Origin of the sequence: Lentibacillus sp. CBA3610, from assembly GCF_013373365.1 — a bacterium.
Lineage (GTDB): Bacteria > Bacillota > Bacilli > Bacillales > Amphibacillaceae > Lentibacillus.
This window is the reverse complement of sequence record NZ_CP035925.1, coordinates 123732-146719: the sequence shown is the minus strand read 5'-3', so window position 1 is coordinate 146719 and position 22988 is coordinate 123732. Positions and strand designations below refer to the sequence as shown.

23 protein-coding genes and 4 pseudogenes are annotated in these 22988 nt (G+C 40.7%); 7 read left to right on the top strand and 20 right to left on the bottom strand.

Annotated features, from left to right (window positions below):
* Window positions 1-15: 15 nt before the first annotated feature.
* Window positions 16-1134 carry an o-succinylbenzoate synthase gene (gene menC, locus Len3610_RS00745; protein WP_176449510.1) on the top strand — a complete coding sequence of 373 codons (1119 nt, stop codon included), beginning with the start codon at window positions 16-18 and terminating at the stop codon, window positions 1132-1134.
* A 171-nt stretch (window positions 1135-1305) separates the two neighbouring features.
* Here the strand turns inward: menC and Len3610_RS00740 are convergent.
* From Len3610_RS00740 to Len3610_RS00725, 4 genes and pseudogenes are all read right to left on the bottom strand, one after another.
* A pseudogene (locus Len3610_RS00740) lies at window positions 1306-2219 on the bottom strand (manganese-dependent inorganic pyrophosphatase).
* Window positions 2209-2748, bottom strand: a complete 540-nt coding sequence (locus Len3610_RS00735) for a hypothetical protein (protein WP_176446261.1) — start codon at window positions 2746-2748, stop codon at window positions 2209-2211. The pseudogene Len3610_RS00740 and the gene Len3610_RS00735 overlap by 11 nt, the downstream one beginning before the upstream one ends.
* Before the next feature lie 77 nt (window positions 2749-2825).
* Complete coding sequence (locus tag Len3610_RS00730) at window positions 2826-3335, bottom strand: hypothetical protein (RefSeq protein ID WP_176446260.1); 510 nt, start codon at window positions 3333-3335, stop codon at window positions 2826-2828.
* A 70-nt stretch (window positions 3336-3405) separates the two neighbouring features.
* Entirely contained in the window at window positions 3406-4062 is a 657-nt protein-coding gene (locus Len3610_RS00725; protein WP_176446259.1) for a DUF3231 family protein, read from the bottom strand.
* 222 nt (window positions 4063-4284) lie between these two features.
* Here Len3610_RS00725 and Len3610_RS00720 point away from each other — a divergent pair, with 222 nt between their 5' ends.
* Both Len3610_RS00720 and Len3610_RS00715 read left to right on the top strand, forming a co-directional pair.
* Window positions 4285-5400, top strand: coding sequence for an NAD(P)/FAD-dependent oxidoreductase (locus Len3610_RS00720; protein ID WP_176446258.1), 1116 nt, complete (start codon window positions 4285-4287; stop codon window positions 5398-5400).
* 141 nt (window positions 5401-5541) lie between these two features.
* On the top strand, window positions 5542-5703 hold the full coding sequence (locus tag Len3610_RS00715) for a hypothetical protein (protein WP_176446257.1): 162 nt from the start codon (window positions 5542-5544) through the stop codon (window positions 5701-5703).
* Between the two features lie 51 nt (window positions 5704-5754).
* On the opposite strand, the gene Len3610_RS00710 is transcribed toward Len3610_RS00715, so the two are convergent.
* The 5 genes and pseudogenes from Len3610_RS00710 to Len3610_RS00690 all read right to left on the bottom strand — a co-directional run bounded on the left by Len3610_RS00710 (window position 5755) and on the right by Len3610_RS00690 (window position 11197).
* A complete protein-coding gene (locus tag Len3610_RS00710; RefSeq protein WP_176446256.1) occupies window positions 5755-6216 on the bottom strand; it encodes a GtrA family protein in 462 nt (153 codons plus the stop codon).
* A gap of 47 nt (window positions 6217-6263) precedes the next feature.
* The gene (locus Len3610_RS00705; protein ID WP_176446255.1) at window positions 6264-7433 is read right to left on the bottom strand and encodes a glycosyltransferase family 4 protein; all 1170 of its coding nucleotides are present in this window, start codon (window positions 7431-7433) and stop codon (window positions 6264-6266) included.
* Window positions 7434-7483: 50 nt separating this feature from the next.
* Window positions 7484-8633: pseudogene (locus tag Len3610_RS00700) on the bottom strand (NAD-dependent epimerase/dehydratase family protein).
* A gap of 338 nt (window positions 8634-8971) precedes the next feature.
* Window positions 8972-10369 carry a hypothetical protein gene (locus tag Len3610_RS00695; protein ID WP_176446254.1) on the bottom strand — a complete coding sequence of 466 codons (1398 nt, stop codon included), beginning with the start codon at window positions 10367-10369 and terminating at the stop codon, window positions 8972-8974.
* Window positions 10370-10546: 177 nt separating this feature from the next.
* Window positions 10547-11197: a YczE/YyaS/YitT family protein gene (locus Len3610_RS00690; protein ID WP_176446253.1), complete on the bottom strand. Its 651-nt coding sequence runs from the start codon at window positions 11195-11197 to the stop codon at window positions 10547-10549.
* A gap of 174 nt (window positions 11198-11371) precedes the next feature.
* Between Len3610_RS00690 and Len3610_RS00685 the strand changes: the two genes are divergently transcribed.
* Window positions 11372-11626 carry a GlsB/YeaQ/YmgE family stress response membrane protein gene (locus tag Len3610_RS00685; RefSeq protein WP_176446252.1) on the top strand — a complete coding sequence of 85 codons (255 nt, stop codon included), beginning with the start codon at window positions 11372-11374 and terminating at the stop codon, window positions 11624-11626.
* Between the two features lie 285 nt (window positions 11627-11911).
* Here the strand turns inward: Len3610_RS00685 and Len3610_RS00680 are convergent, their stop codons facing one another.
* Window positions 11912-12301: an RDD family protein gene (locus Len3610_RS00680; protein WP_176446251.1), complete on the bottom strand. Its 390-nt coding sequence runs from the start codon at window positions 12299-12301 to the stop codon at window positions 11912-11914.
* A 303-nt stretch (window positions 12302-12604) separates the two neighbouring features.
* Window positions 12605-13168 (bottom strand): Uma2 family endonuclease, encoded by a 564-nt coding sequence (locus Len3610_RS00675; protein ID WP_176446250.1) that lies wholly within the window; start codon window positions 13166-13168, stop codon window positions 12605-12607.
* Window positions 13169-13410: 242 nt separating this feature from the next.
* On the opposite strand from Len3610_RS00675, the gene Len3610_RS00670 reads away from it, so the two are divergent.
* The 3 genes from Len3610_RS00670 to Len3610_RS00660 all read left to right on the top strand — a co-directional run bounded on the left by Len3610_RS00670 (window position 13411) and on the right by Len3610_RS00660 (window position 15154).
* Entirely contained in the window at window positions 13411-13944 is a 534-nt protein-coding gene (locus tag Len3610_RS00670; protein ID WP_176446249.1) for a DUF1648 domain-containing protein, read from the top strand.
* 78 nt (window positions 13945-14022) lie between these two features.
* The gene (locus Len3610_RS00665) at window positions 14023-14406 is read left to right on the top strand and encodes a hypothetical protein (protein WP_176446248.1); all 384 of its coding nucleotides are present in this window, start codon (window positions 14023-14025) and stop codon (window positions 14404-14406) included.
* Window positions 14407-14506: 100 nt separating this feature from the next.
* Window positions 14507-15154 carry a DUF6198 family protein gene (locus tag Len3610_RS00660; protein ID WP_176446247.1) on the top strand — a complete coding sequence of 216 codons (648 nt, stop codon included), beginning with the start codon at window positions 14507-14509 and terminating at the stop codon, window positions 15152-15154.
* Between the two features lie 72 nt (window positions 15155-15226).
* Here the strand turns inward: Len3610_RS00660 and Len3610_RS20370 are convergent.
* From Len3610_RS20370 to Len3610_RS00620, 9 genes and pseudogenes are all read right to left on the bottom strand, one after another.
* A pseudogene (locus tag Len3610_RS20370) lies at window positions 15227-15468 on the bottom strand (MBL fold metallo-hydrolase); the annotation flags it as partial.
* Between the two features lie 156 nt (window positions 15469-15624).
* Window positions 15625-16701 (bottom strand): RNA-guided endonuclease TnpB family protein, encoded by a 1077-nt coding sequence (locus Len3610_RS00655; protein ID WP_176446246.1) that lies wholly within the window; start codon window positions 16699-16701, stop codon window positions 15625-15627.
* 62 nt (window positions 16702-16763) lie between these two features.
* Window positions 16764-17106 (bottom strand): annotated as a pseudogene (gene tnpA / locus Len3610_RS00650) (IS200/IS605 family transposase).
* A gap of 121 nt (window positions 17107-17227) precedes the next feature.
* The gene (locus tag Len3610_RS00645; RefSeq protein ID WP_176446245.1) at window positions 17228-17671 is read right to left on the bottom strand and encodes an MBL fold metallo-hydrolase; all 444 of its coding nucleotides are present in this window, start codon (window positions 17669-17671) and stop codon (window positions 17228-17230) included.
* Window positions 17672-17862: 191 nt separating this feature from the next.
* Entirely contained in the window at window positions 17863-18243 is a 381-nt protein-coding gene (locus tag Len3610_RS00640) for a retropepsin-like aspartic protease (protein WP_176446244.1), read from the bottom strand.
* A 1-nt stretch (window position 18244) separates the two neighbouring features.
* Entirely contained in the window at window positions 18245-18487 is a 243-nt protein-coding gene (locus Len3610_RS00635; RefSeq protein ID WP_176446243.1) for a hypothetical protein, read from the bottom strand.
* A 320-nt stretch (window positions 18488-18807) separates the two neighbouring features.
* Entirely contained in the window at window positions 18808-19752 is a 945-nt protein-coding gene (locus tag Len3610_RS00630; RefSeq protein WP_176446242.1) for a nucleoside hydrolase, read from the bottom strand.
* A gap of 105 nt (window positions 19753-19857) precedes the next feature.
* Window positions 19858-21543 carry a restriction endonuclease subunit S gene (locus tag Len3610_RS00625; protein ID WP_176446241.1) on the bottom strand — a complete coding sequence of 562 codons (1686 nt, stop codon included), beginning with the start codon at window positions 21541-21543 and terminating at the stop codon, window positions 19858-19860.
* Window positions 21543-22985, bottom strand: a complete 1443-nt coding sequence (locus Len3610_RS00620) for a type I restriction-modification system subunit M (RefSeq protein ID WP_176446240.1) — start codon at window positions 22983-22985, stop codon at window positions 21543-21545. Before Len3610_RS00620 ends, Len3610_RS00625 begins: the two co-directional genes overlap by 1 nt.
* Window positions 22986-22988 lie beyond the last annotated feature (3 nt).

Below are 22988 nucleotides of genomic sequence, written 5' to 3'. Positions count from 1 at the left end.
ACGGAGGCAGAAATGATGACATTACAAATCAGGCAAATCAAACTCCACCGACTGAAAATGATGCTGAATAATCCCTTCACGACCAGTTTCGGATCAATGCAGGAAAAAGAATTCTTCATCACTGAAGCCATTGACGCCAACGGAATTCGCGGGTTTGGCGAATCAGTTGCTTTCATCAGCCCTTGGTATACCGAGGAAACCGTTGAAACAACCCACCATATGATAAAAGATTTTTTAATACCATTGCTGCGGGAAAATGACATCCAGCATCCGAATGATGTCAAAGAAGTATTCAAACCGGTTAAACGCAATAATATGGCGAAAGCTGCATTGGAAGGCGCCATATGGGATCTTTACGCTAAATCGGAAACTATCACACTTTCGGAAGCGCTCGGAGGCAATAAAAAGGAAATTGATGTTGGCATCAGCATTGGAATCCAGCCGACCATTGACGATCTGCTGCAAAAAATTGACCATCATATTAACCAGGGCTTCAAACGAATCAAACTCAAAATTAAGCCGGGGCATGACTATGAAATGCTTCGTCAAGTCCGGCAGCATTTTCCCGATACACCGATTATGGCCGATGCCAATTCAGCCTACACGCTTCAAGATATTGACCAACTGCAAAAATTGGATGAGCTTGATCTGATGATGATTGAACAGCCCCTGGCACATGATGACATTGTCGATCACGCCAAACTTCAGGCTGCGATTCAGACACCGATTTGCCTGGACGAAAGCATTCATTCACTTGAAGATGTCCAAAAAGCGATTGAATTAAATAGCTGCAGGATCATTAATGTCAAAATCGGACGTGTCGGCGGTCTTTCTGAAGCCAAACAAATTCACGACCTATGCCGGGAAAACACCATTGACATCTGGTGCGGCGGTATGCTCGAAGCAGGTGTCGGCCGGGCTCATAATATTGCACTAACAACATTGCCGCAATTTGTACTGCCCGGTGATACAGCCGGCTCATCGCAGTATTGGGAAAAAGACATCATCAAACCTGAAGTCGTTGTTAATGACGGTATGATTACCGTTCCCGACAAACCTGGTATCGGCTTTGAAATCGATGATGAGGCATTGGAGAGATTTACGATAAGCAAAGAGACTTTTTATTTATGTTAGAAAAACTCAGGCCCAGCCTCGTCTTTCCAGAAGTCAGAAATAAGAGGTCGAATTGGATGAAATCGGCGAGACAGCCGATTTCTGCCTTCAAAACTTCTCTGAATTTCATACTTGTCTCTCTTAAACAAAATCCCTGCACTAATCACGCTTGCAGGGATTTTTTCACGTCCATTATTTGGTAAATGCTTCTGTCAGATTCGTAACAATCTGTTTCTTACGGGAGACAACGCCCTTCAGCAGTGCGCGGTTGCGGTCATCCAGTTTAACATCAAATGCTTGTTCAACATTGTCTTTCGCATTGCCCAGTGCCAGAACGTCCGAGTCATTCTCTAAAATATCAGTCGCAACAAACAGGAATAATTCCAGATTATTATCGCTGATTAACTGTTCCATTTCTTTTTCAATTGCGTCCTGTGATTCATAAATCTGATCGGTGTCCACCGCATTGACCTGTGCAATTTGTACTTTTGCATCGCCCATGGTAAATTCTTTCGCATCCATTGTAACCAGTTCAAGTGCTGTTGTATCACTCAAGTCAGCACCAGCTTTCAGCATATCAAGACCGTATGTGTCAAGGTCCACCCCGGCAATTTCAGCCAGTTCATAGGCCGCTTCTGTGTCTTCCGCTGTACATGTCGGTGATTTCAATAGCAATGAATCGGAAATAATTGCCGACAACAGCAATCCGGCGTTTTCCTTAGTAAGAACGACACCATGTTCTTTGTGCATTTTATTTAATATTGTCGCTGTGCATCCGACAGGCTCTGCACGGAAATAGAGCGGTTCTTTTGTTTCAAAATTGGAAACCTTATGATGGGTCGATAACCTCTGTAATCCGCACATCTTCAATATTATCGACACTTTGCTGGCATACAAAAAAAATACTAACAATCGTCGTCCACTTTCGCGATAAGCTCCGGTGCTTCGACGCCAAAATAATCAAGCGCATACTGTGTTTCTTTATTCACTTCACCAAGTCTTGCCGGAGTCGCTTCCACACCAAGTGCGTTTTTCAAATCTGCAGGACCATAAATTATGTCGATTATGAATACTATTTGTTGTCTGTTAACCGTCTCAGGTCGCATTCCAAATTTTATCATAGGTGTTATAGTCATTCATGGCAATATCAAGGTCATGAAACATGCGGTGTAACGTGCGTACATGACCTGACTCCTTTTCATTTATCACACCATTCGCCAATTCCCGAATCCGTTCCAAATCAGCTTGCAGTACATTATCTTCCACTTCCGGCAATTTGTCCTCCAGCGTATTCAGGATTAAGTTGGCCTCTTCCCTTTGCCGGTCCCAATCAAGTGATGATATACCGCCATAGCCGGTTGTTTCATTATAGAAATCATGAGTGTCCGAGACAAACTGTCCCAGATCCTGATTCTCCTCTCCAACGGTTTCCCGCACTTCTTCTACCTGTTGGGCGGTTTCCTCTGACATATCGTCTGCTTCTGTTGCGTTGCTGTCATCGCCGCCAAATAAGGCGAGCGGATTCAAATCAAATAAATTAAAAAAGAATAATGCCGAAGCCACTAACACAACAGTCACAGTACTTATGAGAGTCCATCCAAACCTGCCCATCTTCAAAAACTTCCGATTAGCCAAAAAGACACCCCTAACATCGAATCTTGTCATTATATGTTAAAACAAAGGTTGTACATTTTTATGTACTAAAACATCTGTTAATTATTTTTATTGTACCACTGGATCACAGATTGTCTGATCGTTGCATCGTTTGTTTCCTGTACGCCAAATCCGCCAATATAAACAACTCTTACATAATATTCATTGCCACTTTTAAATCTCACCAAACAGTAGTCTTCCTTGGGTGAGGGAACAATCTCAACAATCGTTTCTTCTGAATAGCGGTCATGAATTTTTGCCATTTCATCTTCGCCCAATACCCATCCTGGCTGTGAATCTTCCATTGTTTGGCTCTGCTGCAGGTCAGGACCACGTTTTTTACCAGCTGGTCGCATTTTTTCATTAATGCTGTGCAGCAGGCGAATGTTTTCGGCAAATCCGATGAATAACATGCCGGATACAAAACCGCCGAGCGTCCATGCGAAAAATACCTGCCAGTTCATCATATAAAAATTGGCGGTCACTGTTATCAGACCGATAATCAATCCAGCTGCCATTTGTGCAACGCCTATAATAAATAGTATTTTAGCAATTACATTTTCATTCATTTCTAATTACCCCCCTTGTTAATCTTTATTATTTCTTCCAGCTATGATCAAATGCATGTCTATGGTGATTTCAAAACAATTGGAAAAGGGTAGAAATAAATCTGTTTCCTTTAGTATAACCTATAGATCTATCTAAACAAAGGCAACGGTGCTTATGATAGAACATCAATTCAACCGCATTTAAAGGTCGTTTATGAGATAACAGATTAAATCCGGACAAATATTGTTTATTTTTTGCAAACTCAACATCCTTTGGCATCGTGATATATGGGGGGCGAGGGATCGCCGAATGTTTTAACAGAAAACTTGTTGTTTGGTCATATGTTTCTTGCGCATCAACCGTAAAACGCTGGTACAATTCTCTTATGTCATCTCGATAAGCCATGGATAGATGTACTGTGAAAAGCCCCATATTGATAGCTGCAATCAAACGCAAGTGCATGATATCAAACATTTCATCATACAGACGCGGTGCTCCCGGTGTAACATCTTTTCCAGTAAACCCTACAGGCAACACAGCCCCCTCGTCCTGAAATATTTTTATCAGTGTCTCGACATGTTCATTTTCCTTGTTGTAGTAGGATTCTAAAATATCTTTGGCTTCCGGATCCTCTGCTTTTTCAATGTAATATTCCAAAAACCGCATATTCATCGTCTTATTTTGATACCCCATCCAAAGTGTTCCTAATTCTGCCCCTGAAATTGACAGATTGTCTGAAGTCGTCATGGATTAAATCCTCCTAATGTCAAACAGCTTCATCTTTAACCTTCCTCTTACTTTAATTTTTATTACGCTTAAAACAGGGTTGTATTTTTCTAAAACTTACTCGTTAATGACGCAATCGCACCCTTTACCTGAAAAATGCAGCTAATCTTTTCTCTCCCCACTGATTGAAGTTTCGCTTTATTTCTCTTATAGTTGATGAAGAGAATCAGAAAGGGTTTTTATATGAATCGATCTATTATTATTGGAGCCGGTATATTGGGGGCTTCCACTGCTTATAAACTAGCCAAATCCGGCGTGGAAGTTATTATTGTTGACCGGCATGATAGTGGACAAGCGACCGATGCAGCTGCCGGGATTATATGTCCTTGGCTTTCCCAGCGCAGGAATAAAGCATGGTACAAGCTGGCAAAAGGCGGTGCACGCATTTATCGGGATTTAATCCGGGAGCTGGCTGACGATGGTGAAACCGAAACAGGCTATGCGCAAACCGGAGCAATCAGCATTCATACCGATGAGCAAAAACTTAAAACCATGAAAGACCGGGCCCTGAAACGCCGTGAAGATGCGCCGGAGATTGGTGAGGTTACACTTCTGGATACGAAACAGACGAAAACATTATTCCCCCACCTCGCTGATCATTATGCGTCTGTTCATGTAAGCGGTGCTTCTCGCATTAATGGGCGTGCATTACGGAATGCGTTTATACGTGGCGCACAAAAACATGGTGCAACCGTAATCCAAGGCAGTGCTGACCTTATCCATGAAGATTCCCGTATAACAGGGGTGACAGTTAACGGCCAAACGATTGAAGCTGATCAGGTTATTGCCGCATGCGGTGCCTGGATGCATGAACTGCTAAAGCCTCTAAACGTTCATTTTCATAACACATCACAAAAAGCACAAATTCTGCATTTGCATTCACCTGGCGTAGACACGTCCGATTGGCCTGTTGTTATGCCGCCTAACGATCAATTCATGTTAACGTGGGACGACCGGGTTATTATTGGCGCCACCCACGAAGATGATGGGGGCTTTGACACCCGCGTTACAGCCGGCGGACTTAGCGAAATTTTATCCAAAGCATTGGAGGTTGCCCCGGGTTTGGCGAATAGTACCGCGATGGAGGCCCGCGTTGGTTTTCGCCCGCATACCCCCGGTTTCCTGCCGGTCATTGGGCCGTTCCCGGGCTATGAAGGACTTCTGATTGGCAACGGTCTTGGTTCCTCAGGTCTGACAACAGGTCCATTTGTCGGTGACCAGCTGGCGAAATTGGCCCTTGGAAAGGAATTAGAAATTGACTTGGCTGACTACAGTGTTTCCGGTGCAGTGAGCAGTTGAAACCAATCCTCCATTTACAGCTGCAAAGGGTTTTGCTAATCTTATAGCAGGGATAAAGTGAAACTTCATAGGGACAGTTAGCCGCCGCTCTTTGCCGGGTTACTGGCCCTTACATGCGGGATAATAAGGGGGATAAACGCTATGGGTAAAAAAGTTGTTCTGCTCGTTGTTGCTTTAACAATCGCCGTTTTAATCTTTGGCTGGTACTTTTTACAAAATGTCATGAACAATTTTGATGTGGACCGCGATACATCCGAGTTTGGACAGCCCGAAATCAATCACAGTATTGAAATAAGCGTATAGGTGAAACGTCATTGAATCGAAAAAAGCTTGGAATCATCCAAGCTTTTTCCGTTACGATTTATCCTTAATAAATCGTCTTCCGTAATCCCTGAACACAAAATACTTCACCATGAAAAAGCTGGCGAGGAATGATAAAAACATGGCCAATCCTTTTGCTATATTAAAACGCAGCCAATTTGGAATAGTGATGAAACCCAGCAAATCACTTATGCCCAGGAAAACAAGGTTGCTTACACCCAGACTGATCAGACCCTGGACGATAAACAAAATGCGCTGACGGTTGCTCCCTTTCGCCGAGCGTTTAAACGTAATATTTGTATTCCAAAAATAACTATTGCCCACAGCCAGCATATAAGCAAGTGAGTTATATAATAAAAGCAGCATTCTGTCATCAGTATGAAATAATATGAGTAATACGTTGAGTGTCCCAATATCAATCGCTGCGTTGGCAAAGCCGATCACACCGAACTGCAGAAATTGCAAAGGACCTCTTTTTTGTTTTTGCTGTGCCATAGAACGCCTCTAGTGTTTCCTGTCTTTCTTAATATCCGAAATAGCGATTATTTATTTTCCGTTCTTAGACTGGATGATTTAACATTATTATGGCTTAACACGTTTTCTTCTACTCCCGCGATTTCCTTGTAATAATCAAGCACCTGCTTTGATTGGGTATCCCAGCTCATTTCGGCTATATCATGACGCGCATCTTTGGCTAACCGTTTTCGCAATGTTTCATCCGCAAAACGTAAAACAGTCTGTGTGAAATCACCCTGCTTGTCCTTGTCATAAAGCAAACCGGTGCGATTGTCCTCAATCTGTTCGCACGTTGGGCCACTTTCAGCTGCAACCAGCGGCAATCCCGATGCCATCGCTTCTGTTATGACAAGACCAAGTGTTTCCGTTGTTGACGGGAAAACAAAAACGTCCGAGGATGCATATGCTTTGGCGAGCTCTTCGCCGTGCATGAATCCGGTAAACACGGTATTGGTCCCGGCAAAATGCTTCTCAAGGGTCTGGCGGTGCGGTCCATCACCAACGATAGCCAGCGCGAATTCATCCGATGCATCCAGGACGGATTTGATTTTTTCAATCTCTTTCTCCGGTGCCAGTCTGCCGACAAACAACAGCAGCTTTTTATCCGTCCGGCCGTCTGAAAGCTTCTCGCGCATTTTTTCATCATACTTATCCGGGTGGAACAATTCCGTATCCACACCACGCTTCCAGACATGGACATTATGAAAATTCTGTTCTAGCAGTTCTTCCTTCACAGCCTCGGATGTGCAAAGATTCAATTCCGCCTGATTATGGAGTTTGCGGAAATACCACCACAAAAATCCTTTAAACATGGGGAGATTGTAATAATCCGCATATTTCGGAATTTGTGTATGATATGAAGCCAGCATCGGAATCCCGAGTTTATTCGCATAATAAACGCCCGTTGCTCCCACCAGCGCCGGATTCACAACATGCACAACATCGGGATTATAGGCTTCAAGCATTTTTTTGACTTTCCGGGTCGGCAATGAGAATTTTTTAGAACGATAAAGGGGGAGAGTCCGAGCTGGAACTCCTTCTATTTTCGCCCCCTCAAACTCATCCACACCAAGATCCGGTGCGATGACCCGAACATCATGCCCATTGCGTTTAAAATAGCGGATGCATGCTTTCAGTCTTGTAACAACGCCATCTGTTGAAGGTACGAATGTTTCTGTTATTATGGCAATTTTCAATGACGACACTTCCTCAATTAGTAAAAATCAACATGTGAAAGGCACTCTTGTTACTTCCACGACACTTGAGGCAGCACGTTTTCTGTGATGACCCGGTCTTTATGATTGACAACCGTCCGGAAGATTTCACGAATGACATCATCATCAAGCAAGTGCGGCTCAAGCCCAAGATCTCGCAGTTTGGTGTTTTCTGCCTGGAAAAAGTGTTCTTCCTGCTCGACCCTTGGATTATCAAGGTTGGCAATGGTCGTTTCATAGCCTTCTTCTTGTGCGACCTTTTTCACTTTTTCTGCAAGCTCGCCGACAGAAAACTGCTCGGTAAATTGGTTGAATACCCGGAATTCACCTTTATCTGCCGGATTTTCTGCTGCAATTTCAATACAGCGCACCGTGTCCTGAATGTTCAGGAACCCGCGTGTCTGGCCGCCTTTTCCATATACTGTCACATCATGGCCGATTGCAGACTGGGATAATGAACCGATTCAGTGCTGTGCCAAATACATCATCATAGTCCAAACGATTAGTAAGCACCGGATCCATTTGCGTTTCATCAGTATCCAATCCGTATACAACACCCTGATTTAAATCAGTTGCCCTGATACCCCAGATTTTGCATGCAAATGTGATATTGTGGCTGTCATGCACTTTGGAAAGGTGATAGAAAGAACCCGGCTGTTTTGGAAATGGCAGGACATCTTTTCTGCCTTTGTGCTCAATCTCAATATACCCTTCTTCAATCGGAATATTCGGGGTTCCGTATTCGCCCATCGTTCCCAGCTTAATTAAATGGCAATCCGGCACGAATTCTTTAATGCCGTAAAGAACATTCAATGTGCCGGAAACATTATTCTCCTGGGTATAAACCGCATGTTCCCGGTCAATCATCGAATATGGAGCCGAGCGCTGTTCAGCAAAATGCACAAACGCATCAGGCATCTCCTGTTTCAAAACTTCACGGAGAAAATCGTAATGGGTCAAATCCCCATCATAAGTACGGATTTCGTTTCCAGTCAGTTCCTTCCACTTCGCCACCCGCTCTTCCAGTGTGGCAATCGGTGTAATCGAATTTGAATGCAGTTCATTATCGATTTTTCGTCTGACCATATTATCGATGATTGCGACATCATGGCCTTGTTTTGATAAATAAAGGGCTGTCGGCCAGCCACAAAAGCCGTCTCCACCAGCTACTATAATTTTCACGTTATTTACCTCCAATTTACGGGATTTTATATTCGGATTTCTATCTTGATTTCACAAAGGAGTATAATGACACACTCCATTAACGAATATATATCCATATTAAAAATTATCATGTTATTCGCCTGTTTACAAATGAAGCAAGCGAATTTTCCAGTCTATACGAATCATTATAATAGAATGTTCACCTCTTTTTCCATACCAATCGATATTTCTTTATGTCATTTTTACATTATGTAATTGTTCAATCCATTTTCTTCAATCGCATAAGTATGTATGTACAGGCGCTATTGGACGCTTCCCCGAAGGTTGTCCATCGCTCGTATCCTTTACAATTCATATTACGCTTTTTTTTGCAGGTTAACAAGCAATTGCCGATAGGCCTCTGACTCCTGTTTCATTCCCAGCTCCTGATAGGTTTTCGACAGCCATTTGATTGGTTTCGGATCCTCGGGTTTCAATTCGGTCTCCCAACTGAAACACTCGATCGCTTGATTAAACTGTCTGAATTCATAATACAACTCCCCAAGCAACTGCATTTGATCAAGGTCATCATTGAATTTCACAAGCGCATCAATTTTTAAATAGACCGGGTGGACTGCGCGGGACTCTATAAAGGGCGTCAGCAGCTCTTTGATAAACGATGGCTCGTGTGTGTTCAGAAGTGCAGCAGTGTATTGATGTATAAGACTTTCAGCTGTTTTCGGATTCACATCGATGACTACTTCAATTAAGGTATGCAACTGTTCCGGGGAAAATGATCGGGACTCCGGATCTAAGTGCTCAAGCATTTCGGCCATTGATTCAGTATCTTGAATCGTGAGACTGATATCGGAATCACTGTACATATTCAATACATCTTCCATGTTATTCATTTCAATATATTTCTGCAAAAGATCCTGTTTGAGTGGTGCATAGCGGGGCAGTTGGCGGTAAATACTCTCGAGGTAACGCATGATTTGCTCGTTGTTAAAATACCGGTTCAGAAGTTTAAAAAGGGAATCATACCTGTCATCTGACGGGCTTTCAATTAGCCTGTCGCCATACAAGGCCATCCTATCCATCCAGCGCGATTGTTCATGCAGCAAGGTTAGCAGCTGCCAGAAACAGTTGTCCTTATCCTTCTCAAAATAGAGCACTTTCTCGGCAAAAATGAAATCTTTCGCCATCACGTTTTCAGATTGATCGCGATACCAATCGGCATATTGCCTGAAATTCCAATCACTGGCAAGTTGTCTGACTAAACTGTTGTCTGGTGCAAAGTCCATTAGAATCCGGACAATCTTGTAGCCTAAAAAGTTCTGCCCATTCCGGCGATAAACATAAAAGATCGATTTGATTTCATTGAATAAACGTTTTTTGGAAATGAATGATTCAAAAAATGTTAAGATAAATGCTTTTTCATGAGGGGTATATTGCTTATCAAGCTTTTTTAAGAGCGGGTCGAATTGGGTGATGCGACATTGACGGTTTGCAGATAACAATTCATCAATAAACGGATGCGGTGCACTGAACACCAGCCCTTGTTTAAAGGCTGACTCGATGAATGAATGGCGTCTGAGCTTTTTGGCTTTTGCAGCGGTGAGGAAGTCATGTTTGTAAAAGAATAAGTAATACGCTTCATTCTTTTTATTCCAGGCTTCTATAATCCCGGCACCAAGATACAGTGCAATTCTGCCGGCACGCAATTTAATTGGCTTTTGACCGCTTCCGTAAATGTGAAACTGATCTGAATTCATAGGTTAGTCCCCCTAGCCTTTTTGTCCATTGTAACATATATGAATACTGATTTAAGCCTTGAGAAAAACTCAGGCCTAGCCTCGTCTTTTCAGAGGTCAGATGCCGGAAGTCAGACTTGAAGAAATCGGCGAGTTAGCCGATTTCCGAATTGAAAACGTCATCCGAAATTAGAAAACTCAGCCGGTATGACCGGAATCCGAACGATAGTTTTTCATCCGTGGAGTTGTAACTTGTTTCACCAACCGGCCCATTCGCAAATACGTATATTGGAATATCGGACTTTGAATAAATGTGAAAATAAATGTAAAAATAAAGACAGGTCCGCCTAAAATAAGTCCAATCACTAATACGCCGCTTTCAACAATAATCCGCACCTTGCCAATTGACGCACCGGTTTTATCCGAAATTGACAGCATAAAGCCATCGCGCGGGCCCGATCCAACACCGCCCGCATTATAAATGCCGCCGCCCAATCCCATGACGACAATACCGGCCATAATAATGACGATATCAATCCAAGTGTTTGTCGCATGCGGAAGAAAATCAAGCCACATATATAAATCGACAAACGCACCGACCAGCACCGCATTCAAGAATGTGCCGATTTTAATATAGGATTTGTCGAGAATCCAGGAAACAATAATCAGCAAAAATGAAATGATCATTGCCCATGAGCCAACGGACAACCCGACTAAATCGAATAAAGCCACATTCAATACGTCCCATGGGTGAATTCCCAAATGCTGCACATTGACCGTAATCGTGATCCCCATACTGAAAATCATAATCCCAATAAAATAAATGAACCAGCGAAATACATGAGCCATTACGTTTTGCCCTTCTTTCTGTGTACAGATGCGAAATATCTATTTTAGCACATTTCGTGCATAAATTCAGTCTTTTTGGGAGGACAATTATAAGCGTTGTTTAACAACTGGATTATCAGGTTATGATTCATACCGAAACGCCATAATAGGTTTAAAATAGGAGGAATAAATCATATGAGTTTCATTTGGAGTCTCATTGTCGGAGGTATCTTAGGCTGGCTAGCCAGCTTAATTGTAGGAAAAGATGTGCCAGGCGGAATCATTGGTAACATCGTCGCCGGTATTATCGGTGCATGGATCGGTTCCGGGCTTTTCGGTGAATTTGGACCCGTCATTGGCGGTTTTGCCATCATCCCAGCTTTGATCGGCGCGATTATCCTGATTTTCATCATCAGTCTGATTATGAAAGGAACACGTAAAGCTACCTGAACCTTTCTGAATTCGTGCGCAGTGGTAATACTTGTAAAAATACGCGCTGCAGATTCCGGCAAAATCGCTGTAGTTTGCAGCGCGGCGCTGTAGATTGGCTAATAATCACTGTAAATTGAGAAAAATTCGCTGTAGTTGAAGCCAAAACCGCTGTAGTTTGGAGTAAAATCGCTGTAGTTGCTAATATCAGCAGATTGTCAGCAGAAAAGTGAAACAGCACGCCGGCCAAGTTTACCAAAAATGGGCAGCGTGCTGTTTTATTCCCAAAAACGTTGACCTGCATAATTAACTTTCCCTCACCCGCGTACCCGAATAACGATCGTGCGGCATAACCGCCCCTTCCTCTTCAGTAAAGCCTTTAGGGTTTTTCAGATAACTGAAGCCGGCAATTGTATCCCGGTGTGCCATCCGTTTGAAAATTTGCGACGTCGATGGGTCTGAACCGTTTTCATCTTCCAGGATGAGCTTTTGCTGCTTATAGCCGAGGGTTTGACCGCTCCGGCGCATTTGAGCGTATTCCAGCGTCCACAAAACGACTGTCGGCGTGACCACTGCATGGACTGTTTCATTCTTCACTCTTCTTCTCAGAAAATACTCCACCCCATATGTAACCGCAGCCGAGATTGCCGCATCAATCAAGAAAGCCTTCGTCCGCTTTTTCGTGACACGTTTCATCCGAATCCTCTCCCCTTTTTGGTTATACATGATATACGTTATTCATTCGAGAATCGTTTCATAAAACTGTCGATCTTTTTAGAGAACTTCCTATCCAAGAATGGTATGATAAGGCTTATTACAGAAGCCCCCTTTCACTCCTATAATCGAAAGTATGCATCATTTGGGGGCATGTAAATGAAAATATTTTAAAATTATTTTTGCCTGAAGATGCCTCTTTTTACGGATTTGTTTCGATTGTAGGGATGAGAAAGGGTATTTATTGTGGACTCGCATTCATATAGATTCACAAAGGATTGAGAATCACCAAAGAATTTCTTCCAGATCAACCTGAAACCCTGTCAATACAATTGATTTCGCAATACCTTCACCCTTCAGTATATCAACTTGCTGGTATACTTGTTTATCCGTTAATGCATATACTTGAATCGCATTCAGCATGGGGTTGACAACCCAGTATTCTTTAACACCATATTTCATGTAAGCTTCCATTTTTGTTACAAGATCATGACTTTGATTGGAAGGACTGAGAATTTCAACAATCATTTCAGGAACACCTACAAATTTATTTTCTTCCAGCCCTTCAACATCACAGATAACAGATAAATCCGGCATGAATATTTTTGCATCGTCAAGATCATCTCTGTACAAATGAACATCATAAGGGGCACTAAACACTTGGCATTTTCCGCCATCAAGGAAGTTAAATAATTTTGCCTGCAGCCTGGCAGAAACCTGTTGGTGCCGAGTCGATGGGGATGGCGACATCAAAACAATCCCATCGTCATACTCCAATAAGTGATCAGTTTCTTCGCGCATTTTATAAAACGTTTCGATACTTACTTTCTTTTCCTCGGGAAGACTCATGCCAATCGCCTCCATTTATATATTTATTATCTTATTATATCACAGGACGGAGCTTGTTTAACGAGGATTGCCGATTAATTACTTTTAGTTTTTCATCCGTCTGCTTTTTCTTGATAGGATTTCGGCAGTTGACGATGAAAGATGTTTGCAATGCAGAAAAATATACCTCCATAATGACAGTCATTATTGTATAATGGTATTGATGAAATTCACTGTCTTTTAATAATTGGAGGTGAAAAAGTTTGTGGAAAAAAATCAGTAAATATTACTCCCCATTTGTGGATGTACTTTCCTTTACTCTCCTGGTTCTGACAGCAATTTATGTCCTGCTCCAGTACGGCCAGCTGCCGGATGAAATTCCTCAGCATTTCAATGCAAGCGGCGAGCCTGACGCTTGGGGAGGAAAAGGGCTGCTCATCGGTTTGCTCATTTTATACGGCTTTATTTTAATCCAGGTATTCGTTCTTAATTACTTTTTATTTATCAAACAGGATGCAAAAGAAGCCTTGCACTTTGTTAATTTTCCCACCATCAAAAAAGAAGAGTTGACGGAAGAACAGGTGCAGCTGATTAAGCAGAATACGGTCAGAATGATGGCGATGATCAATCTGTTTATGAGTATCATGTTCAGCTGGATACTCTTTGGCATGATTCAAACCGCTGTGGAGCAGGCGAATGGTCTGTCGTCAGGCTTTATGTTTTTTATCTTCCTCACGATTGTCGTGACATTTTATTATGTTTGGAAAACGTATCGTGTTGCAAAAGGGAAAATTTAACTTTTTTTGTTTCATTACATCCCGTTTCCATTCTCCAGATTCTTAGTCGCAGAAATTAGGGTAAGGGGGCGCTCGGTATTGGCTGAGGGTTGCGCGAAATGGGATAGTGTCACGCAAAAACAAGGATCGTCGCGCGATTTTGCAGTAGTGTTGCGCGAATTCAGAGGACCGTCGCGCGATTTCGGGGTGGTGCCGCGCGAATTCAGAGGACCGTCGCGCGATTTTGAAGTAGTGTCGCGCGAATTCAAGGATCGCCGCGCGATTTCGGGGCAGTGCCGCGCGAATTCAAGGGAGCGTCGCGCGAAATTGAGTCATTATCGCGCGAATAGAAACTTCAGCCAGGCGTGTCGTTTTGTCTACCTTTGTTCAATCAAAAGATTTTCGGCCACTGCCGAAAATCAACTGGATAGAAGTCTGGAAACTTATATGAATACAATTGATTTAATCAGATTCAGGTATTAACATTTAAGTAGACTGGGCCAAACGATTGGCAGAAGTATTTGACTGTCTCATTAGGTGAGTGGCAGTCTATTTTAGCGAGCAGGAGTAATTGGAGGTCTGGATGAGAGTACTATCTTTAAATTCATTATGGTTTGTAATAGCTATTACTTTAAATGCTTTAGGCAATAGTTTTATGATAATCAGTAACTTAGGGAGTGCACCCTGGACATCTGCTGCGGAAAATCTTGAATATTTATTACCGTTTAGCGTTGGTGTTTGCATCATTATTTTGTATTTCTTTGCGATGTTGCTCAGCTATTTTATGAAAATAAAATTCACCGTGGGAATGATTGTCAAAACCATTGCGCTTTCTGTCATTTTTGGGGTTTTCATTGATTTGTTTTTGTACCTGCATCAAATGGTTTATGTACCAAATGATTTAGGCATTCGTTATATATACTTATTCATTGGACTCAACTTAATTGCAGTCGCTATATGCATTTATTTCCAAGCAAGTTCAATATACTTACCAAGTGATTATTTGTTGAAGGCATTTGGGAAACTGATGAACAATTATACAACAGGCACCATTTTGTGTACGGCAATTCCGCTGTCGATAAGTATTATCATTATTATTTATCGGCAAAGTATAAACGGTATCGGCCCAGGAACATTGATGTTTATGTTTGGAATGGGGCTTCTAATCGATATATATAATCGCTGGATTGTGATAAATAAAACGCCGGAGAAGCTTAACCAAATTAGTTAACTATACAAAAAATAGCCGGGAACACCAACCCGCGGCTATTTTTAAATCAGCTGAATTAAGATTTATTTACTTGGCTTGACGGCCGTCTTTCATATAACCCGCATGGTAGCAGAATAATTCGCCAAAATCATAGTTCAATAGTCTTTTGATGGAATGAATGATCATGGGGACATTTTCTTCCCGCAATATAACTTTGATTTTGGGCTGTCGTACAGATCTCCTGAAAAGAGTTGTCCCGCTTGGCGATTCAGAAATGATAAATGATCTTTTGCATGCCCGGGTGTCTGAATCACATCCCAGGTGGCATTCCGCGATTTGAGACTCCCACGGCTAAAGCCGCAAGCCCTACACCTTACGATGTGACGGGTGGGATTCTTGAATGACTACACGTTCGCAATCCATTTCTGTTTTGAACAGCCTTCAAGATGAGGGTATCTCATTACCCCTCCTAAGACAGTGCTTATAGCATCTTAGGCTGATTGACTTTTACCATCAACCACAGGTGCATAGCGAATATTCATAGCACCGATTATATCCCTGTGTTTCTCGAAGCCGCATTTACACTTGTATTTTCGACCTTGTGCCTTATTCTTTTCAGAACACTTCGGACATGTTTGACTTGTGTATGCAGGGTTCACATATTCAACGTTGATACCTTCTAAATTTGCTTTGTATTCAATGAATTGCGATAGACGATAGAATGACCATGTGTGCAAGTTCTTTTCGTTTTTACGACTGGTTCTTGTCGTCTGTCTAATCTTCGCTAATTGTTCTAAGCGAATAACAGAAATTTTATTTCCTTTAGCAAAATTAACAATCGCACGACTGGTTTTATGATCTTGGTCTTTCATCCAACGCTGTTCCTTGTCTTTTGAACGACGAATAGCATTTAGCTTTTTCTTTTTACCTAAAGCTTTGCGATCAGAACGAAATTTTCTCTTTTTAAACTTGTTTTGTCTACCATTACCAAAAAAGCATACCTTTTCATCATCTGTTACAGCAACAGCAGGTACTTTTAAGCCTAAGTCTACTCCCATGATTTTTAATCCCGTTCCTCGAGTAGTAGGGATAGTGACAGAAATTTGAGCAATCCATTTGTTCGATTTCTTTGTGATACGAAGCGTACCTAGTTTGTACGTAAGAAGGTCAAAATTACGATTGTCCTTATCAGCCAATAAAGCACAAATAGGTATTTTGGTCGCTTTCCCATTAACCATAATTGGCATCGAAATATGAGTGTAATCAAACGAATAGTTTTGATTGTTCCATATACAGACAGGCTTTTTCAGAACAGGCACAGAAGTGAATTGGTTTTTCCTTGTTTTCTTAAATACACTTTTAGCATCTTTGATGGCTTGGTTTTTAACTGCACTTGGCAAATGAACAGGAATATCCTTGCTTGATTTCTTTGTACTTTTCTTTTCAGCAACCATTTCAGATACAAGTGTATTGATGACAGAGATGTATGTTTGGCTCATCTCATACAAAATAGAAGCCTGTTCTTTTGTTGGAAGTAGTTTGATTTTAACGGTTATCGTTTGCGACATAATCCTCACCCCCTTGTTTTTTGCTGTTCAACATAGCGTTTAATCGTTGTACGTGATACATTTCATGCGGTTGATACAAAATAGGGACGTGTCCAAAGACTTGGCAAATGCCCGAGATGAGGAAATTCCTCTCGCAACTTTTTAGAAGTCACTCTTTTGATTTTTTTATAATATTAGCAGGACTAAGTGTTGGCGATGCATTTAGAAACATATGTGTATGGTCTTTGTCACATTCTAAAGCAAGAATGGCAATTTCTAAACCTTCACATATTTCTTGTACCAACTGCTTAAGCGTTCTTCTATATCACCGCGAAGGAATATCTTCCTTCTATATCGAGGGCAAAAAACGAAATGATAGTTGATTAAGGATACGGTTGTCTTGTTTCTTCTATATCGGTCATATATTATTGTGTCAGTTTTATTAACAAACTACAACAGATATACAACTAAAAGAGTGCGGTTTTCGGATACTTGAAGCGCCACAAACCTTACGATTTTCAGTGGCACTCTGTATCCGACCTCACTCTCATCCCACCCCTAAAGGGGGCGCTAACGCACCGTAGTGGGCTTTCCTGTTCGGAAAATCTATAAATGATTCCCCGATTGGCTGTGCTTGAAAAGGGCGTCTTCTTCCCCAGAATACTTGGCGGTATAATGGGTAATCCGCCTTTTCCATACATTCGTTGATTGTCATGGCGTTCATATAGACAGGCAGACCGTATTCTGTTTGTAAATACCCTGCCCCACCTGTATGGTCTTCATGAAAGTGGGGAATCATAACCTGGTCAACATCCGCTTGTGCAAAAAATGGTTTAAACGCTTTTAACAATGACTTGGAACCGGTATCGATTAACACACCATCAACCGCAAAACAATAAACATTCATCTTAACATTCCTGAATGACACCGACCCATTTACCAATTGAACATCACTGGCTTCATTCATTGAGGATTTCTTTTTCAATAACATGCGCCCGTCTCTCCTTTTAAGACACTTCCCTGCGTCAAAATATCTATTTTCATTTTAACATAAGCAATATTCAGATTGGGGCGCATATTAATGTTAAATAAGCTCCAGATGATTAGGGCAAATAAAGTTATTTACTTTAATCTGTAATAATCATCACTTATAAAGATAAAAGGAACCCTTTAGGATTCCCCTCAACTCTTTCTATTCATTTCAAGCTGTAATAAGTCTATAGTAAATCCAGCTTGCATTAACAAATCTAATCCAAGCAATCCGTTAATATCCTCATATCCAAAATCATTAAAATCGACTTCTATGTTTTCAATCGTATAATCACTGATTTGGATACTGTCTACATTTTTTCTAAATGCATACTCTTTTCCACCAATTCCATAATAAGTGACAATCTTATCATGTAAATCAACCTGCATACCAATATCATCTACTGCATTTTGAGAAATAAGTGTCCGAGCAGCCCCTGTATCCACCACCAAATTTTTGATCACTTTATTTTTCCCATTATACCCCAGCGTCATATCCACTAGTAGCAATCCATGTTTGTATTTTATTTCCATGTTAGTAGAATCTCCTCAACCCTACATCTTGCCGGACTTCAAGTACAATATTTTCATGGGAAGTGTGATAAACTAAATCTTCATCTTTTGATTTTAAAAGTTCTTTTGTTGCTGATTCGTCCGGCACCGGTCTTATAACAGCCATATCTTCAATGATTTCTCGATAGTTTTCAATATGAGACGATAGTACTTTCAGTTTAACAAATTGATCCGGGTACATATTTCTAACTTCTGGCCATTTCAATTTTACCGCCCCTTTCATTTAACATTATTATATCACTATTTTGACATTCACCATAGAACTTCATAATAAATATTGGCGCAAATCCTTATTAAAGAAAAGCGCCGGTTTGAGGAAGATCATATTTTCTCAGATACTAAAAATGGGAATCTAACATAATGACCAGATAAAAAAATAATTTAGATAAATTATTTTATTCCACAATCTGGCCCTTTTCTGGAACAACTATATTGTAAAAGAAACGACTTTATTGAAGTAAAAACATCTTTATTATCATTCAACACCAGAATTATAGAGGTTTCTCAAAGGATGTGCCTCTATAGTCAATCTGAATAGGAGGATAATGCGTCTTCAAACAATCCCCAAAATTTTTCATGGTCCAATTGATAGGCGAAGTTCACATTCGGTTCTCGATTGGTTACGCCAAGTGTATCCACACACGTCATGCCGTAAGTGAACTCTCCTTTTGTTTCAATATCGACGCGTACATGTTTGACACCAAAAATTGTGGGGTCCATTAAGTAAAGAGCGGTGCACGCATCATGAACCGGGCCGCCATCCATATCGAAAACATCCTCATTTGTTTTGATAAAAAACTTGAGCAGTTCAACAACAAAATTGGAAACATGATTATCGATTTCGGAAAGCCTTTCTACCGTTTCCCTGGTTGCAATAGCCTGATGCGTCACATCCAAGCCAAACATGGTAATAGGCACGCCGCTCTCAAATACAACTTTTGCAGCTTCTGCGTCCACATAAATGTTAAATTCGGCAGCCGGTGTCCAATTGCCGAATGTGCCGCCGCCCATTAAAACAACCTCTTTTATTTTGGGTATGATTTTTGGTTCTTTGATCATGGCTAATCCAATATTCGTTAGTGGGCCAGTCGGGACCAACGTTATATCATCGTTTGAGGCCATAACTTTATTGATGATCAGATCGACAGCGTGCTGATCAACCGGTTTTGTATTCGGTTCATCAGGCAGCTCAGGTCCACCCAATCCTGTTTCACCGTGAATCTCTTCGGCAATTTCCGGTTTTCGGAACAATGCCTTGGAAGCACCTTGAGCTACCGGGACATCTTCTAATCCTGCAATGTCACACACTCTGAGCGCATTGACTGTATTTTTTTCTACTTCAACATTTCCCGCAACGGTCGTAATGGCTTCGATGTTGAGGTTACTTATTTTTGAGGCTGCTAATATAATTGAAATTGCGTCATCATGACCCGGGTCACAATCTAATATCAATTTCTTGTTGTTTGCCATATTGATTCTCCTTGGAATGTTATGTGTATCTATTATGATATTACGGTTGTCTGTATTTAATCATCTTGATTCCGAACCTCATCATCGACGTCATCATCTTGATTTTTAATAATCCTCATGTAACTTCTTATTATCGGTTAAACCATTTAAAACAGAATTACGGAATTTCACTACATAATTCGACTTTAATTCAATGTTGTGTTCTAATGCATCACATTTATCAAAGATTTGCTCAATCTTATTTACTATTCGAGCTTGCTCCTTCAGAGGTGGCAAAGGTGTTATTAGTTTACTTAATGAAGTTGCATTAACGTTAGGCTGACCTGTCCCTTTTGAAGAAGATTTTAATTGATTCCAATATAAACTACTTTCTAAAAAATATTTAAAGAACTTTTCATTTAATGTTTTATTCAACTGAACTCTAATTAAATAAGATGCAAATACAGAAGGATATAATATATTTTCAATTAAAAAGGATTTTCCAATTGTTCCACCCGTTCGAGCTATAAGTATATCTCGCTCTTGCAGCGAATTCTTTTTATAATTGTCATCATCAATATCACAGTAGGGGACAGTATTCCAATTCACTTTATTTTTTTGTATATCGCTGATTCTAAGTAACTTTGTACCTGTATCTGTATCTTTTGCAGAAGCTGTATAGCCATAATGAATTTTATTCGATATAGTTCCTAACCTGATCCATTCCCATCCCTGTGGTAACTCATATGGCTCTTCTTCTGCTGTAATATCGTGTAATTTCTTCGGTTTTCGAATCTTGCCTTCTACCACTAAACGTTCTTTTTCGCCTTCAATATTTTCAAGCAATACAGATGTCGGTTCATCGTTTGGATCTTGCTTAACCAATTTACCTTGAACGGCCAAACTCAACAGACTCTGTCGTAACAAATCGACGTCTTCTTTTGTTTGACACAAATCATCCATATGTTCAATCGCAAAAGCCAAATCTTCTTTTTGAGAAGGATTGGATGCATCTTGTATACGTGAAAAAAGATTAGTATTAAATTTGTCTGATGATTGTTTTTCCAATTCTATTTGTGTATGCAGTTGATCACAAATAGCAAACAATTGGTTTACCCTATTAACTATACGATTTTGTTCATTGAATGGTGGCAAAGGAAAAGCTAAATTTTTTGCTCTTTTAATTGTTAGAGTACTAACAGTTGTTCCCATTGCATCCTTGGTTATCTGGTTTTTAGCAAAGTTTGAATGCATAAATAATTTTACAAACTCTGGATTAATATTATAAATATTACTAAAGCATAGTACACTTGCATCCTTATAGTAGAATTCATCAGGCTCTTTTACTACATAGGTAACCCCTATTGTACCTACTCCAGTTACCATTAAATCATTTTTCATTGGTACTCCAAAAGTGTCTTTTAATTTAAGATAATGATCCTTAGAAATAAATAATTCATTGTCAACAAAGCCATTTTTTGATAATTTCACAATCTCTCGAGCCCGGTAGAAAGGTATCCCTGAATTTCTCCAATCAGCTTGTCTAACTCTTTTTGAAGAACCAATATTCATTATGTCTCCCATGTGTACCCAAGTCCAGTTACTTGGTAAATCAAAAGGCTTTTCTGTTATTTGAAGTACTTTTTCACTGAGTTTTTCCTCATTTTCCAATTGCTTTAAAGCAAGCATTTCATTTTTATTCTGTGGAACTAATTTCCCTCTTATCGCTAAGTCCAAAATTTTCTGTTTCAATTCTTCCACATCTTTTTCCGTCTGAACCATCTCTTCAAAGTGTTTTAAAAGAAGTTCCATCAAAACACCTCTTTCATGATGGAAGCGAGTTCATCTGCCAATTTTTGCTTGGTTTCTTTCACATCCGCTTTCGCTTTCTGATAACGTGCTAAAGCTTCTTCCGGATCTAAATATTCCTCTTCTTCCGTATAAGGATTTTTGATATCCAGGTTATAATCACGTTCTTTTATTCCGTCGATTGACACTTTCCAGGCGTATTCATTTTCTTCGCGGTTATTCCACCAGGCTTTTTCACGGTCAAATTCCTCGATACGAATCGGCTTAGTTTTGGAATAGCTTTTTTGCCCTTCAGGATAAGGATGTTCATAATACCAAACTTCCTCTGTCGGTTTCCCTTTTTCAAAAAACAACACATTCGTACGAATATTTGTGTACGGTGAAAATACGTTATGCGGTAATCGGACAATCGTGTGCAGGTTAAATTCTGTCAGCAACCTTTCCTTTATCCGATACTTAACACCGTCATCGCCAAACAAAAAGCCATCAGGTAAAACAATGGCGCCACGTCCATTATCTTTTAACAACGTCATAATCAACACCATGAATAAATCGGCTGTTTCCTTGGTTCGAAAATTATTTGGGAAGTTCGCTTGAATGCCGTCTTCTTCTGTCCCGCCAAATGGGGGATTAGTGACGACAATATCGACTTTATCTTTTCTGGAATAATTACGTAATGGCTGCGCTAAAGAATTATCACGACGTATTTTAGGCACTTCAATATCATTCAATATCAAGTTCGTAACACCGAGCAAATGCGGCAATGGTTTCTTTTCAATTCCCAAGACTGTATCTTGAAAGGTTTGGCGTTCGTCGACTGTTTGGGCCTGTTTTCTCAAGTGATCGATTGAACTGGTTAAAAAACCACCTGTCCCGCAGGCAGGATCAAGTATCTTTTCACCTAATTTCGGATTGACCATATCCACGGCAAATTGGGTTACGGCACGTGGTGTGTAGTACTCGCCACTGTTGCCGGCGCTTTGCAGGTCTTTTAGGAATGTTTCATAGAAATCGTTGAACAGATGACGATCTTCAGAGCTATTAAAATCTATTTCGTTAATTTTATTCACAACTTGACGAATCAACGTCCCTGATTTCATATAGTTATAAGCATCATCAAAGACCGAACGAACCATATTGGCACGTGAATGGACTTCGGTTACTTCCAATTCTTTTAATGCTGGGAATAATTCATCATTTACAAACGCCAGTAATTCATCTCCCGTCATCCCCTCATCATCTGCTGCCCAATTTCGCCACCTGATGTGTTCCGGGATCGGGGATTGGTAGCTATCATCCAGCAGCTCCAGTTCTATTTCTTTATCGTCGAATATTTTTAGAAAAATCATCCAGACTAACTGGCCAATTCGCTGGGCATCCCCATCAACACCAACGTCCTGGCGCATAATATCCTGAATACTTTTAATCACAGACGTAATACTCATGCT

Coding starts and splice junctions, on each gene's coding strand:
- Len3610_RS00725 (WP_176446259.1), bottom strand. CDS start 4,062: ATGACGACTTCAGACAATCTGTCAATTTCAGGGGCAGAATTAGGAACA.
- Len3610_RS00730 (WP_176446260.1), bottom strand. CDS start 3,335: ATGAATGAAAATGTAATTGCTAAAATACTATTTATTATAGGCGTTGCA.
- Len3610_RS00630 (WP_176446242.1), bottom strand. CDS start 19,752: ATGGCAAACAACAAGAAATTGATATTAGATTGTGACCCGGGTCATGAT.
- Len3610_RS00690 (WP_176446253.1), bottom strand. CDS start 11,197: ATGGCTCATGTATTTCGCTGGTTCATTTATTTTATTGGGATTATGATT.
- Len3610_RS00640 (WP_176446244.1), bottom strand. CDS start 18,243: ATGGAAATAAAATACAAACATGGATTGCTACTAGTGGATATGACGCTG.
- Len3610_RS00660 (WP_176446247.1), top strand. CDS start 14,507: ATGAGAGTACTATCTTTAAATTCATTATGGTTTGTAATAGCTATTACT.
- Len3610_RS00645 (WP_176446245.1), bottom strand. CDS start 17,671: ATGTTATTGAAAAAGAAATCCTCAATGAATGAAGCCAGTGATGTTCAA.
- Len3610_RS00710 (WP_176446256.1), bottom strand. CDS start 6,216: ATGGCACAGCAAAAACAAAAAAGAGGTCCTTTGCAATTTCTGCAGTTC.
- Len3610_RS00675 (WP_176446250.1), bottom strand. CDS start 13,168: ATGAGTCTTCCCGAGGAAAAGAAAGTAAGTATCGAAACGTTTTATAAA.
- Len3610_RS00655 (WP_176446246.1), bottom strand. CDS start 16,701: ATGTCGCAAACGATAACCGTTAAAATCAAACTACTTCCAACAAAAGAA.
- menC (WP_176449510.1), top strand. CDS start 16: ATGACATTACAAATCAGGCAAATCAAACTCCACCGACTGAAAATGATG.
- Len3610_RS00680 (WP_176446251.1), bottom strand. CDS start 12,301: ATGAAACGTGTCACGAAAAAGCGGACGAAGGCTTTCTTGATTGATGCG.
- Len3610_RS00715 (WP_176446257.1), top strand. CDS start 5,542: ATGGGTAAAAAAGTTGTTCTGCTCGTTGTTGCTTTAACAATCGCCGTT.
- Len3610_RS00685 (WP_176446252.1), top strand. CDS start 11,372: ATGAGTTTCATTTGGAGTCTCATTGTCGGAGGTATCTTAGGCTGGCTA.
- Len3610_RS00720 (WP_176446258.1), top strand. CDS start 4,285: ATGAATCGATCTATTATTATTGGAGCCGGTATATTGGGGGCTTCCACT.
- Len3610_RS00625 (WP_176446241.1), bottom strand. CDS start 21,543: ATGGAACTTCTTTTAAAACACTTTGAAGAGATGGTTCAGACGGAAAAA.
- Len3610_RS00695 (WP_176446254.1), bottom strand. CDS start 10,369: ATGAATTCAGATCAGTTTCACATTTACGGAAGCGGTCAAAAGCCAATT.
- Len3610_RS00620 (WP_176446240.1), bottom strand. CDS start 22,985: ATGAGTATTACGTCTGTGATTAAAAGTATTCAGGATATTATGCGCCAG.